Below are 14,362 nucleotides of genomic sequence, written 5' to 3' on the forward strand. Positions count from 1 at the left end.
GACATCCCACTGTATCGTGTCAGTCGCTATCAATCTGTCGTTACCGAATAAATAGATCTTCTATTATCGATTACTATATCGCAGCATCTGAATACTGCAGATCCTGTGCCAGCAAGCTTGGCATGAAAACGTACCACTCTTGCTCGTCTTTCAAAAACTTACCATGGTTATAAGGTGCAAATGGTGAATTGGAATCAATCGCTTCTGGGCGATATTGTTCCTGAGTGAACTGTTCGATACCAAGCACTTGATCGACCAGTAGCCCTGAAAAGTTATTGTCATGATCGATTACAATAACTTTGCGCTGGCTTAGCTGTGACAAGCGACTCGGCACTTGTAAAAAGTGTGACAAATCCGTCAGAGGTAGTAATCGTCCGCGAATATTGGCAATACCTAGCATCCAAGGCTTTACTAGAGGTAAGCTAGTATATTCTGGCATGGATAATACCTCTGATACCTGACCCATAGGGGCAACTAAGCGCTGCCCACCAATCTCAAATACCACCCCTTGCCAATCAAACTCTTGACCACCGCGGCGACCACTTTTGCGCGCACGTGCCAAGTCTGCTAGACGCAGAAGCTCAATAAATCCTCTAGAGGCCACAAGTTACTCCATCACTTTGCGAATCATATTGACCAATCCATTTTCATCGACTGGTTTATTCATATACTCTTTGGCACCTTGACGCTTGCCCCACACTCTATCGGTTTCTTGATTTTTGGTACTAATCATAATGACAGGTATATGAGCGGTGGTTTTACCACGAGTGATTTTTCGCGTAGCCTGAAAACCGTTCATTTCTGGCATGACTACATCCATTAAGATGACATCTGGCAGGTGATCAGCTGCCATTTGACAGCCCTGCTCGCCATTTGATGCTTCTAATACTTGAAAATTATTTTTGGAAAGCATGTCGCGAAATTTCGCCATTTCTGATGGCGAGTCGTCAATGACTAAAACGGTAGTCATAGGATTTTCCTTTATTTCTAAAATATCTATGATGATATATTGTTGATAAAAAGATTAAAAATGATGCCCAACAACTTATTCGTGATTTATTTTTATGCTAGTCACTTGGTATGCTAGTCACTTAAATAGTGAGTCATTATTTTTAATCTTAGCAATCACTATATTTGAGTCTATAGAGCTGATTAACGGTACTGGTTAATCGCATCAAAGAGCTCATCTTTACTAAATGGTTTGGTCAAATACTCATCAGATCCGACGATGCGGCCACGGGCTTTATCAAATAAGCCATCTTTAGATGACAACATAATCACGGGTTTATTAGCATAATCGGGGTTATTTTTTATGAGTGCACAAGTCTGATAGCCATCTAAGCGCGGCATCATGATGTCGACAAAAATAATATCTGGGTTGTTATCAACAATTTTTGCTAAGGCATCGAAGCCATCTATGGCGGTTACGACTTCACAACCCGCTTTTTGTAGCAAGGTTTCTGCGGTACGGCGAATGGTTTTTGAATCATCAATCACCATTACTTTTAAACCTTCAAAATTATTTTCCATTATCATTATCCTATGAACGACTATTTATTCGTAACGCTCTCTGTCTATATAAAGCTCTAACGGCCATCTTGAGTCATGATATCAGTCAATATTAGACCAATACAAAAGACTGAGATTTTATTAGACATTTTATGACAGTGAATACCTTTTATCAGTGTCTGCCCATCAAACACAGCGTCAACATGAGTTACTATACGCACTTTGCTCGTAATAAGCTCATAAAATTGAGTGCGATTCTTAGCTTTTTAGGCTCAATATTTTACTTCTATAACCATCAAGCAAAGTCGTATTATCTCTTAAAACACTCAAAAAATTTTGAACTTACTTACTGTCAGTGACAACGTCATTCAAACAACGAGGCAACCAACTTTATGATATTCCTGCATTATATAGAATCAATAACCACATTGCTGAATAATTTTCTTTTGTGATAAAAATGTATCACAGTATTTCGTTATGTTTGTTTTAGCACAGTTATTGATGCTTTTCCAGTCATTAGCAAATTAATGTTCTAACTAGTGAGTATCATAAACCGCTGTTCTTATTTAATAAGTCGGCAACCTCGTCTATTTTCTTGCGACAAACGCTTACGCTACTTAAGATTAGTAAGTATGGCGCAATTGTTCCACCGCGTATCTATTCACTATATAATGAAGCGACGACTATAACGGTGACTGCTATGACAGCCTTTAAACATTCCAAAAAAAGCCTTTACTTGCTCAGCGTTTTATTGCTTGCTGCTTGTCAGCCCTCACCACCTGAGAATGGATCAGTCGCTCCTGAAAACACGGCAACGGCAGACTCCCCCGTTGTCATTACCAGTGATAGTGTCACGATGACGCCAGAACATATACTGAGTATCAAGTCTTCACGTTATCAGCCAAGTCTAGGGCTGCAAGGTAGCATCGAGCCTATCAAACAAACCAAATTTGTTGCAGTACATCCAGTCAATATAGAAAAAACATTCGTTAGCGAAGGTCAATGGGTAGAAAAAGGTACGCCTTTACTAGTTGTCAGGCGTTTGGCGGCGGTGAGCGATCCTACCGTAAAATCAGACACATTTGCAGAAGGCAACTCTTCTAAAGAAGAGATATTGACAAGCACTACTAATAATAAGAAACCAGAAAATACACCAAGTATTGACGACAATTCTGACTCTAGCTCTACTAAGGCTTTATCTGTTGATAATGGTACTAATGTAAATAATACTAGCAATGATAAAGAAGAGGCGTTAGCAGCAAACCCTGTGACAGATAATAGTGACAACGCCGATAGTAATGGTGTAAAAGCTGATAATAAAAAACCGAATCCACAATACAATTTGGTTACGATAACTGCTAGCTTTTCAGGTCGTGTAGAAAACCTATATGCTACCACTGGTGAAAAAATGGCGGCGCGCACTCCCCTATTAGAACTTAGTGACGAGACCAAATTGCACTTTGCGGCGACACTTCCCATTCAAGCAGAGCCTCAGCTTTCAGTTGGTCAGACTGTCAATTTTACGACCGAAGGTATCACTGACAAGTTTACAGGTCAGGTCAGTAAGCTTGTGCCTACCAGCCAGCCAAAAAAACTGTTGGTGTATGTTAACGTCATTGACAATGAAGCCAGCCGTGACAAACTAAAACCAGAAATGAAAGTAACGGGGCGAGTCAATTATGGACAAATAGACGTAGGTACTATCGTGCCTAAGCGCGCCTTGCATGATGTTGACTTAACGGAGTTACAAAAACCGCCATATATGCCGCTTAAACCCTTAACAGCCAATGTCTGGATTATTGGTCAAGACCAGCGTTTGACACGCCAACCTATTGAGGTTGTTGAGTATGATCCGACCACGCAACAATATTTGATTGCTGGTGTGAGTAACGATAGTTTAATTTGCTTGGCTGATTTACCTATTGATTCTGAAGGCAAAAAAGTCATCGTGTCATAGCAATTCATGCTGACAGTTACATTTGGTAGAAACATTAACAAAGCCTATCTTGTTTTGTAACAGCATCATTAGGCAATATAGTCGTATTATATATAGCACTATCCGAGTATTTAGGACTATTTTTATCACTACGTATTTTTATCATCATGATAGTTCAGTACTCTAAAACACCTGAAAACTTAGAGGCTCAAAGGTTTAATGGCATAGAATGTAAAAACTATTGATACTTCTATCATAGTTAAGCGACTAGCACACATTAGACCTTTGGCAAATTATAACAACAATTAGAGGATATCCCATGAGCAAGCAGATTTTATTGATTGAAGATGATCCAGATTTAGCAGAGCTGATCAGTGATTATTTGACTATGAATTACTATGACGTCCATCATGCAGGTTTGGGTCAAGAAGGCCTTGATCTGTTAGATACCAAAGAGCGTGATATCGATTTGGTCGTACTTGATTTGATGTTGCCTGACATGGATGGTATGCAAGTATGTCAAAAAATTCGTGGCAACAAGAATAATATGACCAATAAAGTGCCTATTATCATGTTGACCGCAAAAGGGGATACAACCGATCGCGTGTTGGGTTTGGAGATGGGTGCTGATGACTATATCGCGAAGCCTTTCGAACCGCGTGAGCTTCTTGCCCGTATCCGTGCGGTTATCCGTCGTCATGAGCAACCAAACCAAGCAGATAGCCAGTCAGATAGCTTAACTTTTGGTCGTTTGAGTGTGTTCCCTGACAGTCACGAAGTTACTATCGATGATGAGCCTGTACGTTTAACGACGCATCAGTTCCAATTACTACACTATTTTGCTACCCATTCTGGCAAAGTGCTAAATCGCGAGCAACTTTGGCAGGCAATGCCAAACGACGACAGCTCAGATAACATCGATCGTGCCATTGACGTGCATATTTCACGCCTTCGTGCTTTGATCGAAGACAACCCACGTCAACCAAAACGCATTATCACGGTGCGCGGTGTTGGTTATCAATTTGCCACTGATCAGGTTTGATCGTAAAAGATGGATTAGTCGATAGGGAGCATATTAAGCTCAGTCGATATTAGTGTCCAATAACAGAGATTGTTTAATGCAGCAATTGGGTTTTCGTTCCGTATTTGCCAAACTATTTGCCAGCGTTATGCTGGCACTTACTTTATTTGCAGTTGCTATGGTGCTATTGACCCAACTGGTGCATGACAAGGACGCAGGAATCCGCTCAGAGATACTGGCCACGCAGATTTTGGGTCAGATTGATCCATTTCTGCACGAATTGAATATCTCTATTAGTAAAGACAATCGCTTACAGTCACGATTTATGCTGGCTGTTGTCAAAAAAAGCTTTGATATTTTTGATGAATCATTGCAGGCCAAAATGGGCTTGTACGACAGCGAAGGTCGGTTGCTCATGCAAACCGATAATAGCGATTTGCCGCTAGAGCTACCACCTACGCCATCTTTATTTTCACGTGTTTTTCCTTCGTTTGCAGATACCTCCCCTACTAAGCAGGCTCAAGTCTATAGCAGCACTGGCTATACTCTGCTGTATGAGTCACGTTTACCTCCTAAAAAGCCCGTACTTTCTGCAGCGCTGAATCTGTTTACAGGTACGTTGTTGCTGCTCATTATCATGGCAGGTGTTCTGTGGCTGATTGCCCGTACCATGACATGGCGTATCGATCAGTTAAGTCAGCAGATGGCTCAGTTAGGCGATGGGGATTTTACGGTTCGAGTGAACGCGCGTGGTAATGACGAAATTGCCTCATTGGCGCGTGGGTTCAACCAAGCAGCACAAAAGATTGAGCACCTCGTTGATGCCAATAATTTATTACTGGCGCATGCTTCTCACGAGCTGCGTACGCCTATCACGCGCATTCGCTTGCAGGTTGAAATGATGGATATGTTGGCTGGTGCGCTACCGTCTGACACCAAAGCCAAGTTTGATAAACGCGCTCATGCCATCACTCGCGATCTGTCAGGTCTCAATGATTTGGTCGAGAGTATATTGTTGGTCAGCCGTCTAGATGCAGGTCATGCCTTACAACAAATTGAGAACTTGGATTTATACGATCTGGTCAATCAAGAACGTCAGCACTACCCTGAAGCCACGCTGATTGGTGAGCACATCATGATCGACGGTCAATCATCAATGTTGACTCATCTCATTCGTAATCTACTGACCAATGCCATGCTTCACGGCAAGCCGCCTGTTACCGTGTTACTGTACGGCGTTCAGACTATCGAAGAGGCTGGCACTGTTCCTGATTACCTATTACAGACCGTGCTCTCTAGCAGTTTCACCGATTATAATAGTTTGTTGGATTTTGACTCTTATGAAGAGTCGCTTGATACCAACATAGATGCACACGAATCTACTTTGTCCGAAAGTACTGACTCTACTCTGAGCAATAAAGACAAAACGGAGTCAGTCGAGCCAATAGCTGTCTTACCAGCACCACCAATCTACAAGAATGGCGAAAATCTAACAGTCGATGAAGATGTAAATGTTGATATAAATACAGATCTTAATCTTATTAGAAACACCCCAAGCTCTGTAAAACCTGATGCTCATATTGCTAGCACCGATTTAGATAAAGTGATTTGGAAGGCTGTTCCTGATTCTAAAGACACTCTAGATTCTAATGAAGACGCTAAAAAATCCGTACATAATGATTTTATCGAATCTACAGATGAAACAATCGATAATCGTGCGCATGCTCTTAAAAACGATAGCAATAGAAAAACTGACAAAGTGGCAACTGATACAACTATCAGCAAAAATGGCAGCAAAGATAAAGCGAAAAACAGTGCTAAAGCCAACACCCAAAATAATAACGAAGCCTCAGCCACACCGCGCAAAGAAGGCTTATTTGCTAAGCATCTAAAAAAGGCAAAAACTGAGCCTGTGCGCCCACTACCGAAATACGCGGTGCTAGCAGTGATTGATGAAGGCACAGGTATTCCTGAAGAGAAACGCGAAGAAGTGTTTAGCCCATTCGTACGATTGCAGCAGAAAAACAAAGGTTCTGGTTTGGGCTTATCTTTGGTTTCACAGATTGTCACCGCGCATCAAGGGCAGATCACTACTGATACGCTAAACGGTCATACTCGCTTCTTAGTCGCCATACCCGTTAAACATGACCCTCATTACAATCAGCATGAGTAGTCAGCTATATTTGAAAACACATTATTTTGTTGATATTACTCCCACTGATACCCCTCAAACATTCCTTCCTTAATAGCTATTCATCATAAGTCAGTCACGGATGTGCATATCCAAAGTGGCTGATAATATGCTATATTACCGCCCCTTATTATACGGTTATTGACTGTTGTTGTTTTAATGGGCTTCTTATCTAGTAATAGAAGCATAACGACACACGATGACCATTAAAAAATTTATTGAATTTTGAGCCCTCCATGAATGACATGATTGTCTTAAACGATGTGACCAAAAGTTTTTTAAGCGACCGATCAATCAAAGACAAAGACGGCAAACCACATTGGTTCACCGCTGTTGAGCCGACATCTCTGACTATCAAACAAGGCGAGATTTTTGGTCTAATGGGCTATTCAGGCGCAGGTAAATCTACCTTGTTGCGCTTGATTAACATGCTTGAGCGTCCAGATTCAGGCCAAGTGGTCATAGACGGTACTGACTTGACCACGCTATCTGCCAGTGAGCTGCGTATCGCCCGTCACAATATCGGTATGATTTTTCAGCAGTTTAATCTCATGTCTAATCAAACGGTTTTTGACAACGTGGCATTTAATTTAAAAGTGTCAGGCTACCCTAGCCGCGATATTCATAAACGTGTTATGGAATGTCTTGAGATTGTCGATTTGACAGATCGCGCTGGTCATTATCCTGCGCAGCTATCCGGTGGGCAAAAACAACGTGTCGGTATTGCCCGCGCGATTGCACCGAGTCCAAAAGTATTGCTGGCCGATGAGCCAACCAGTGCGCTTGACCCTGCAACGACTCGCAGTTTGCTGACTTGTTTGCGCGATATCAATGAGCAACTTGGTGTGACCATTGTCATCGTAACCCATGAGATGAGCGTCATTCGCAGACTCTGTGATCGCGCAGCATTATTGCATCAAGGTCAGCTATTAGAAGTGGCCGATGTACGAGATGGTCTGATTCAGGCAACTACCCCGATTGGCAAAGGCTTAGTCGTTGAGGACTAATGAGGCAGGAGAAATAGATATGTTAACTGGTACTGAATTATCCGCCTCTATAGACAAGCTGCTTGCCCTACGCAAAGAGATTGTGAGCGCGTTTGTTGATACTTTCGTCATGCTTGGTATTTCAACCACGGTCGCCATCCTTATCGGTGGGCTTTTTGGCGTATTCTTGTTTTTGTCTAGTGATCGCCAGTTTTTGCAAAACAAAACACTATATGGCGTACTCGGCGGCATTACTAACTTTATGCGCGCCTTCCCTTTTGTAATTTTGATGATTGCGATGAGCCCATTTACCAAAGCCATCGTCGGTACTGGTATCGGGCCGATTGCCGCATCGCTCGTACTGGCGATTGCAGGTTCGTTTTATTTTGCGCGTTTGGTTGAGCAAAATTTACGTGAAGTACCGCGCGGTATTATTGAAGCAACCGAATCAATGGGCGCTAGGCCTTTTACTATCATCAAAGTGCTACTCAATGAAGCGCGCTCAGGATTGGTACTCTCTGTCACCATTTTGTGTATCAGTTTGCTATCTTACTCAGCGGCGGCTGGTATGATTGGCGGTGGTGGTTTGGGTGATTTGGCCATTCGTTATGGCTATTATCGCTATCAGACCGAGGTGATGGTTTTTATCGTGATTGTACTATCCATCATGGTTATATCGATTCAAGCCTCTGGCAACTGGCTCGCCAATCGTTTAGACAAACGTTAAACCGCTTTAGAGAATACTTGACATTGCGAGCGACTAGGTTTATTTTTGGCAACACTCAACCCTTGTCTCAGCTATCATAAAAAAGCAGCATTACTATTTATAATGTTGCTTTTTTAATGTATCGACGATAAACGCTTTACTCAATCCCATTCATTATTAAGGACATATTATGAAATTAACAGATATCAGCCGTCAGTTAGCCACCGCATTTGCTGCCGTTGGCGTATCAGGTTTGGTCTTAGTTGGTTGCAGCAACTCATCAGCGCCAGAAGCGACTCAAGAGCCTGTTACCGAAGGTGCCACTGCAGAAACTGCTGCTAGCACTAGCGACATCGACCCTGAACATACCAAAATTGTTATCGGTACGACTGAAGGCGATTTTGCTGATATGGTTCGTAACCAAGTGAAAGGAACTCTTGAAGCTCAGGGTTATGAGGTTGAGTTGATTGCGTTTACTGATTATGTTCGTCCTAATCTTGCATTGGCTGAAGGCGATTTGGATATCAACATCTTCCAGCACAAGCCTTACCTTGATACCTTCAAAAAAGAGAACAACCTTGATCTTGTTGAAGTATTCCAAGTACCAACCGCACCACTTGGTATCTACTCAGGTAAAAAATCTAGCCTAGATGAAGCATTCAAAGGCATGAGTGTGTCTGCACCGAACGATCCAAGTAACTTTGCTCGTGCGTTGGTCATGATGGACGATCTTGGCTGGATTAAGCTAAAAGACGATATCGATCCATTGACTGCATCAAAAGCTGATATCGCTGACAACAGCAAATACAATATCGACATCGTTGAGCTAGAAGCGGCTCAATTACCACGCGCGCGTGATGAAGTTGACTTTGCAGTGATCAACGGTAACTATGCAACTGACTCTGGTATCAAGCTGACTGAAGCATTATTCCAAGAGCCAAGCTTTGCTTATGTGAACTGGTCAGCGATCAAATCTACTGATACTGGTAAGAAATGGGTCGAAGATGTCACCAATGCCTATAATTCAGAAGCTTTCAAAAAGTATGCTCACGAAACCTTCCCTGGCTACAAATACCCAAAAATCTGGGGTTCTGATAACAGCGCAAAGACAGATACTGCTGCCAAAACTGAAGCTGCAGACACTGGTACTACAGAAGCCGCTGCTCAGTAAGACCTTAAAATCATAAGTACCCAAATATAAGGGTATTTCAATGATTATCGGCGCCCATCACTTAATTGTGATGGGCGTTTTTTTATGGCATTGAGTTTGAGGTTTTACACTTTTAAACATTTTATACATTCTAACTGGTGATCAAAATCACGTTACAGCCTGTTTGTCCTTTGTAGGGATGCGTCACACGCTCTTCCACTTTGCTCCAGTTTTTCTTATAGTAGACAAGCTTGATTATTAGATGAGCTAAACAACTGCTTAGGTTCTCTAAGTTTTTCTACTAGTATCAAATGTCTTGTTTAAAAACATTTTTAACTCAAAACATGCTATAAATTATAAATAAAATAAGGATAAAAACATGAGTACTAAAAACTATAATATTCGTACCGCTGGAAAAGCCAATATTCCCGTTCTAGGACTGGGTACTTGGCAGTCAACTGGTCAAGACTGCATAGATGTGGTCAAAAAGGGTCTAGAGATGGGCTATGAGCATATTGATACCGCTCAAGCTTATGACAATGAAAAAGAAGTTGGCGAAGGTATTAAGCAATCTGGCGTGGCTCGTGATAAGTTTTTCTTAACCACCAAAATATTTCCAGATGACATGAAGTTTGAGCCAGAAAAGCTGAAAGCTGCTGCCCAAAAGTCACTAGAAAATTTAGGCGTGGACTATGTCGATCTATTGCTGCTACATTGGCCTGATGACCGCGTACCATTATCTGAGACCATCCCTGCATTGTGTGAATTACAGAAGCAAGGTCTAACGCGTCATATCGGTGTCTCGAACTTTAATATTGCTAACATCACTGAAGCTGAAAAATATGCAGACGTACCTATTGTCGTAAACCAAGTTGAATTTCATCCGTTCATTAAGCAAGATACATTACAAACCTTTTTGAATAATCATCATATTTTGCTAGAAGCTTACTCACCACTCGCTCGTGGCGATGTATTTGATAATGATGTTATCAAAGAGATTGCAGATAAGCATAACGTAACGCCAGCGCAGATTTCATTGGCATGGATTTTGTCAGATAAAGACCGTGTTGCTATTCCGAAAACGTCTAACCCTGATCACTTACAAGGCAATTTAGACGCCATCAAAGTAGAGTTGAGTGCAGATGAATTAGAAAGAATCGGTAAGCTAGCCAGTTCTGATGGTCGTAAGATTGAGCATCCTGACTATAGCCCTGTATGGGATGACTAGTAACCAGTTAAATAGCTGAGTACCATTCACAAAAAAGGCCACCGATTATCGGTGGCCTTTTTATATGTCATCAATACTTATCATCATTACTGTTGCAGGGTTTCAGTTTCATGAATTCTTTCGGCAGGATTATATTGCTCAGAAGAAGGCACTGCTGCCCCACTACGATTATTTTCTTTCATGGATTTGGCGACTTCTGGTGGCATATAGTTTTCATCATGCTTTGCCAATACTTCACCAGCGACAAAAGTATCCCCTTGCATCTTACCGGTGGCTACGACGCCTGAGTTTTCGGCAAATAAGTCTGGCAAAATACCTTGGTAAGTCACAGGTACGGTTGATTGAAAGTCAGTAATCGCAAACTCAACATTCAATGGATTGTCTGCTGCACGCTGCACACTACCTGCAACCACCATACCACCAGCACGGATACGCTTGTCTTGAGGCGCCTCACCTTGAGCGATAGCGGTCGCATCAAAATAATAGTCGGTTTGCTGCCCAATAGCATAAATAACCAATATGACTGCTATAGCTGCACCTGCCAGCGTAAACATCACCCACATCAGCTTTTTCCGACGAACTGCATTCATACCTCTACCTCGTTGATGAGTCTCTGTTTTAAAGACAATTAGCCCATAAAACAGAAAATATTAAAGAAACGACGATTAGAAAAACGCTTTCAATAAACATTGTCAAAAAATCTTTCTAATCGTAATCTTCTAATGATCATATGATAGCATTTTTCGGACAAATCAATAAGCCCTATAGCTACTCGCGAGGTCATATTTTTGTCAGTGAAAGGATAGGGTTTCTTACGCTAAAGCCCTGATATTAAGATAATTTCTCAGTCAGATTGCTTGGTGATCGGTGTGGATGTTTTGGTCGTTCGCTGTGCCTGACGTGCTTGTTGAATAGTCAGCTGCTTGATAAGCGCTTGTCTTTGTCTGCGACTATAAATAATAAAGGCCAGCATCACGCCGATGGTAATCGCCCAACATGACCACACAAAGACCCCATGCTTACCCATGGCGACAAACTCAGATATGCTATAAAAGTAAGGCTGCATAGTAGGTTCCTAGCCGTTATTTGTGTTGAGCACGAATGTATTCTTTGACCCACGCTTTGCCTTGGTCACGATGTAAGATCAGCGTATTGGTACGATAAATCGCCATGGTCGCAACCAGTAAATAACTACCGATAATCATGAGCAACAATGGCATCCACATGTCAGCTGACATCTTCGGTGCTTCGGTCAGACTAAAAGTGGCACCTTGATGCAAGGTATTCCACCATTCTACAGAGTACTTGATAATTGGTAGATTCACCGCGCCCACGATAGATAAAATGGCAGCCGCTTTACCACGATTGGCTGTGTGCTCAAAAGCAGCAAACAGTGCCATCACCCCTGCGTACAGAAACGCTAATATCAGCATTGAAGTAAGACGCGCATCCCACACCCAGTATGTCCCCCATGTTGGCTTTGCCCAAATAGACCCTGTGAGCAAACTGATCACACAGAGCAAAAATCCCATCGGAGCAAGTGCCTGCGCGACCAGACTGGCCGTCTTAATCTTCCACACCAAATAAATCACCCCCAACACCGCAAGGGAGAAATAGATAGAGATAGCTAGACTGGCTGCTGGAACATGGATAAAAATAATACGGTAGCTATTGCCCTGCAAATAATCAGGCGGCGCAAAAGCAAGACCCCATACGCTACCAATAAGCAAGCAAAGACTGGCTAATATCGCGAGCCACTTGACCCAAGGACTAAAAATCCGAAAAAACTGCTTGGTGCCTACGGTGGTCAAGAAGCCCTGCCAAATGCGCTGCCATAGGCTAGGAGACGAGACGTTATTCAGGTTGGGCATGGGAATAAACCTATTACACAGCTTACTGGTCATGACCGATGTGGCCTACAAAAGCACACTATCAGCTCACCTGCTGGCGTTAAACACTGGATAGAATCTACAAAGAGCTGTTTACATATTCAATTGACTATTATAGCAAAATTGCCCGTTTTCAACACGATGTTAATACATGGCGTTCAGATAATTGGATTTAGACAACTGGGTTTTTAATATCTGGCAAATGTATTAATCAATTGAGCCATGACATTTTTAGGGTCAGCGCAATCACCCACGGCATGACCAAGACGGATATAATACTTCCTGCCAGTAATAAGGCCAAGATAGGTAAGCCATTTAGGCCAGTGGCAAATAAATCAACCGCGCCTGTAGCAAAAATCAATACTGGCAACTGCATCGGTAACGCAATCAAAGGCACTAGCACCGCGCCATTCTTCAATGACAGCGTTAAGCTACTGGCGACTGCGGATAGCATCAAAAGCATCGGACTGCCTGTCAGGATAGACGCCATCAATATCCACGCTTCAAACCAACTGAGTTGAAATAGCGGCACAGCAAGAAGACTAAGCGCTGCCACAATACCACTGCTAAAAATCCAATGAATGACCAGTCTAATCAGCACCCATAACGGTAGTGACGCTTTGGCGACGACCAATTGCGCAAGCGTACCATTATCAAGTGCAGGCTTGAATAACCCGTCAACGCCCATAACCAGTGACAGCAATGCAGCAATCCACACGGCTGATACGCCAAGACGCTGCAAAAGCGCAGGCTCACTACCGACCGCTAGTGGGAACAAGGTGATAATCACTAAGAACAGTACCAATGGGTACAACCATTGCACCGCCCCTTGCTGCTTGACTTGCCATTCACGGCGCCACAACTGCATAAACCCAATACTGCGCGGCGTTGTGACAATAACATTTGAGTTTTTATTTGCGGTTATGGTTGTGCTCACTTGCGTTGGACTGTCTGTCATTATTCATCCTTTTACCGATACTGATGGTACTGATAGCAGTCACATTTAGACCATGTAATCTGACAAATCAAGCATTTGATTGGAGACACCCACTGCCTGATGACTGGTCATGAGTATCGAGCCGCCAGCCTGCGCAAAGTCGCATAACCGTGCTTCCATACGTGCCACCATATCGACATCTAGCGCTGTAAATGGTTCATCAAGTAACCAAATCGGTGTGACAGCTGGCGTCAATAAATACAATCGCGCCAGCGTGATACGCCGCGTCTGACCAGCGGATAGATGGCTTGAGCTAATCGTTTCAAACCCTTGTAGACCAACCCAAGTTAGTGCATCGTCGATATCGGTAGCGCTAGGCGTGATGCCATATAAATTCAATAAAAATGTCAGGTTTTGTGCCACGGTTAGATTCGGATGGATACCCAACTGGTGCGAAACATATAACGGTTGAATAGGCAGACCCACCTGTCCTTGATAAGTAACCTCTCCTGACAGAATGGGTAATAATCCTGCCAGCTGCATGAGCAACGTAGTCTTTCCGGTTCCATTTGCCCCAACCAGATGACAGATACTACCGGCAGACAGGTGCAGCGTCACCCCTTCACAGAGCGGTATCTCGCCGCGCTGAACCGTCATCTCATCAAGCGTTAGTACAGGCGTATCCAAAACCGTCATCAAAACCTCTGGTTATTTATCAAGCAGCAGTCAATATTCATCACAAACAAAGGCAATGTTCGTGGCATAATACCCTATGCTCACCACAAACACACAGTATAACAAATTGTCGA

At 42.8% G+C, this 14,362-nt stretch carries 15 protein-coding genes; 7 read left to right on the forward strand and 8 right to left on the reverse strand.

Annotation, left to right across the window (positions count from 1 at the left end; translation table 11 throughout):
- Window positions 1-73: 73 nt before the first annotated feature.
- From QO189_RS11945 to pilG, 3 genes are all read right to left on the reverse strand, one after another.
- Window positions 74-604 (reverse strand): chemotaxis protein CheW, encoded by a 531-nt coding sequence (locus QO189_RS11945; protein WP_371532879.1) that lies wholly within the window; start codon window positions 602-604, stop codon window positions 74-76.
- A gap of 3 nt (window positions 605-607) precedes the next feature.
- Window positions 608-970: a PleD family two-component system response regulator gene (locus QO189_RS11950; protein WP_201597892.1), complete on the reverse strand. Its 363-nt coding sequence runs from the start codon at window positions 968-970 to the stop codon at window positions 608-610.
- Between the two features lie 182 nt (window positions 971-1,152).
- Window positions 1,153-1,530 (reverse strand): twitching motility response regulator PilG, encoded by a 378-nt coding sequence (gene pilG / locus QO189_RS11955; protein WP_057761576.1) that lies wholly within the window; start codon window positions 1,528-1,530, stop codon window positions 1,153-1,155.
- 679 nt (window positions 1,531-2,209) lie between these two features.
- Here pilG and QO189_RS11960 point away from each other — a divergent pair.
- From QO189_RS11960 to QO189_RS11990, 7 genes are all read left to right on the forward strand, one after another.
- Complete coding sequence (locus QO189_RS11960) at window positions 2,210-3,466, forward strand: efflux RND transporter periplasmic adaptor subunit (protein ID WP_371532881.1); 1,257 nt, start codon at window positions 2,210-2,212, stop codon at window positions 3,464-3,466.
- Between the two features lie 298 nt (window positions 3,467-3,764).
- Complete coding sequence (locus QO189_RS11965; protein WP_058025471.1) at window positions 3,765-4,487, forward strand: response regulator transcription factor; 723 nt, start codon at window positions 3,765-3,767, stop codon at window positions 4,485-4,487.
- 76 nt (window positions 4,488-4,563) lie between these two features.
- A complete protein-coding gene (locus QO189_RS11970; protein WP_371532882.1) occupies window positions 4,564-6,639 on the forward strand; it encodes an ATP-binding protein in 2,076 nt (691 codons plus the stop codon).
- 254 nt (window positions 6,640-6,893) lie between these two features.
- A complete protein-coding gene (locus QO189_RS11975) occupies window positions 6,894-7,664 on the forward strand; it encodes a methionine ABC transporter ATP-binding protein (RefSeq protein WP_058025469.1) in 771 nt (256 codons plus the stop codon).
- A gap of 19 nt (window positions 7,665-7,683) precedes the next feature.
- On the forward strand, window positions 7,684-8,370 hold the full coding sequence (locus tag QO189_RS11980; protein ID WP_371532883.1) for a methionine ABC transporter permease: 687 nt from the start codon (window positions 7,684-7,686) through the stop codon (window positions 8,368-8,370).
- 169 nt (window positions 8,371-8,539) lie between these two features.
- Window positions 8,540-9,520, forward strand: coding sequence for a MetQ/NlpA family ABC transporter substrate-binding protein (locus tag QO189_RS11985; RefSeq protein ID WP_371532884.1), 981 nt, complete (start codon window positions 8,540-8,542; stop codon window positions 9,518-9,520).
- 358 nt (window positions 9,521-9,878) lie between these two features.
- Complete coding sequence (locus tag QO189_RS11990) at window positions 9,879-10,727, forward strand: aldo/keto reductase (protein WP_371532885.1); 849 nt, start codon at window positions 9,879-9,881, stop codon at window positions 10,725-10,727.
- Window positions 10,728-10,813: 86 nt separating this feature from the next.
- Here the strand turns inward: QO189_RS11990 and ccmE are convergent, their stop codons facing one another.
- The 5 genes from ccmE to ccmA form a co-directional block, all read right to left on the reverse strand.
- Window positions 10,814-11,317, reverse strand: coding sequence for a cytochrome c maturation protein CcmE (ccmE, locus tag QO189_RS11995; protein WP_371532886.1), 504 nt, complete (start codon window positions 11,315-11,317; stop codon window positions 10,814-10,816).
- Between the two features lie 254 nt (window positions 11,318-11,571).
- Window positions 11,572-11,793 carry a heme exporter protein CcmD gene (gene ccmD / locus QO189_RS12000; protein WP_371532887.1) on the reverse strand — a complete coding sequence of 74 codons (222 nt, stop codon included), beginning with the start codon at window positions 11,791-11,793 and terminating at the stop codon, window positions 11,572-11,574.
- Between the two features lie 16 nt (window positions 11,794-11,809).
- Entirely contained in the window at window positions 11,810-12,598 is a 789-nt protein-coding gene (locus QO189_RS12005; RefSeq protein WP_201597871.1) for a heme ABC transporter permease, read from the reverse strand.
- Between the two features lie 229 nt (window positions 12,599-12,827).
- On the reverse strand, window positions 12,828-13,484 hold the full coding sequence (locus QO189_RS12010) for a heme exporter protein CcmB (protein ID WP_371532951.1): 657 nt from the start codon (window positions 13,482-13,484) through the stop codon (window positions 12,828-12,830).
- Window positions 13,485-13,619: 135 nt separating this feature from the next.
- Window positions 13,620-14,249: a heme ABC exporter ATP-binding protein CcmA gene (gene ccmA, locus QO189_RS12015; RefSeq protein WP_371532888.1), complete on the reverse strand. Its 630-nt coding sequence runs from the start codon at window positions 14,247-14,249 to the stop codon at window positions 13,620-13,622.
- Window positions 14,250-14,362: the final 113 nt, after the last annotated feature.

Source organism: Psychrobacter sp. Arc29 (assembly GCF_041431175.1).
Taxonomy (GTDB): Bacteria; Pseudomonadota; Gammaproteobacteria; order Pseudomonadales; family Moraxellaceae; genus Psychrobacter.

Bases quoted from the DNA above. Each gene is read 5' to 3' on its own strand.
- QO189_RS12005 (WP_201597871.1), bottom strand. From the start codon at position 12,598: ATGCCCAACCTGAATAACGTCTCGTCTCCTAGCCTATGGCAGCGCATT.
- QO189_RS11975 (WP_058025469.1), top strand. From the start codon at position 6,894: ATGAATGACATGATTGTCTTAAACGATGTGACCAAAAGTTTTTTAAGC.
- QO189_RS11950 (WP_201597892.1), bottom strand. From the start codon at position 970: ATGACTACCGTTTTAGTCATTGACGACTCGCCATCAGAAATGGCGAAA.
- QO189_RS11990 (WP_371532885.1), top strand. From the start codon at position 9,879: ATGAGTACTAAAAACTATAATATTCGTACCGCTGGAAAAGCCAATATT.
- QO189_RS11980 (WP_371532883.1), top strand. From the start codon at position 7,684: ATGTTAACTGGTACTGAATTATCCGCCTCTATAGACAAGCTGCTTGCC.
- ccmE (WP_371532886.1), bottom strand. From the start codon at position 11,317: ATGAATGCAGTTCGTCGGAAAAAGCTGATGTGGGTGATGTTTACGCTG.
- QO189_RS11965 (WP_058025471.1), top strand. From the start codon at position 3,765: ATGAGCAAGCAGATTTTATTGATTGAAGATGATCCAGATTTAGCAGAG.
- pilG (WP_057761576.1), bottom strand. From the start codon at position 1,530: ATGGAAAATAATTTTGAAGGTTTAAAAGTAATGGTGATTGATGATTCA.
- ccmD (WP_371532887.1), bottom strand. From the start codon at position 11,793: ATGCAGCCTTACTTTTATAGCATATCTGAGTTTGTCGCCATGGGTAAG.
- QO189_RS11970 (WP_371532882.1), top strand. From the start codon at position 4,564: ATGCAGCAATTGGGTTTTCGTTCCGTATTTGCCAAACTATTTGCCAGC.
- QO189_RS11960 (WP_371532881.1), top strand. From the start codon at position 2,210: ATGACAGCCTTTAAACATTCCAAAAAAAGCCTTTACTTGCTCAGCGTT.
- QO189_RS11985 (WP_371532884.1), top strand. From the start codon at position 8,540: ATGAAATTAACAGATATCAGCCGTCAGTTAGCCACCGCATTTGCTGCC.
- ccmA (WP_371532888.1), bottom strand. From the start codon at position 14,249: ATGACGGTTTTGGATACGCCTGTACTAACGCTTGATGAGATGACGGTT.
- QO189_RS12010 (WP_371532951.1), bottom strand. From the start codon at position 13,484: ATGCAGTTGTGGCGCCGTGAATGGCAAGTCAAGCAGCAAGGGGCGGTG.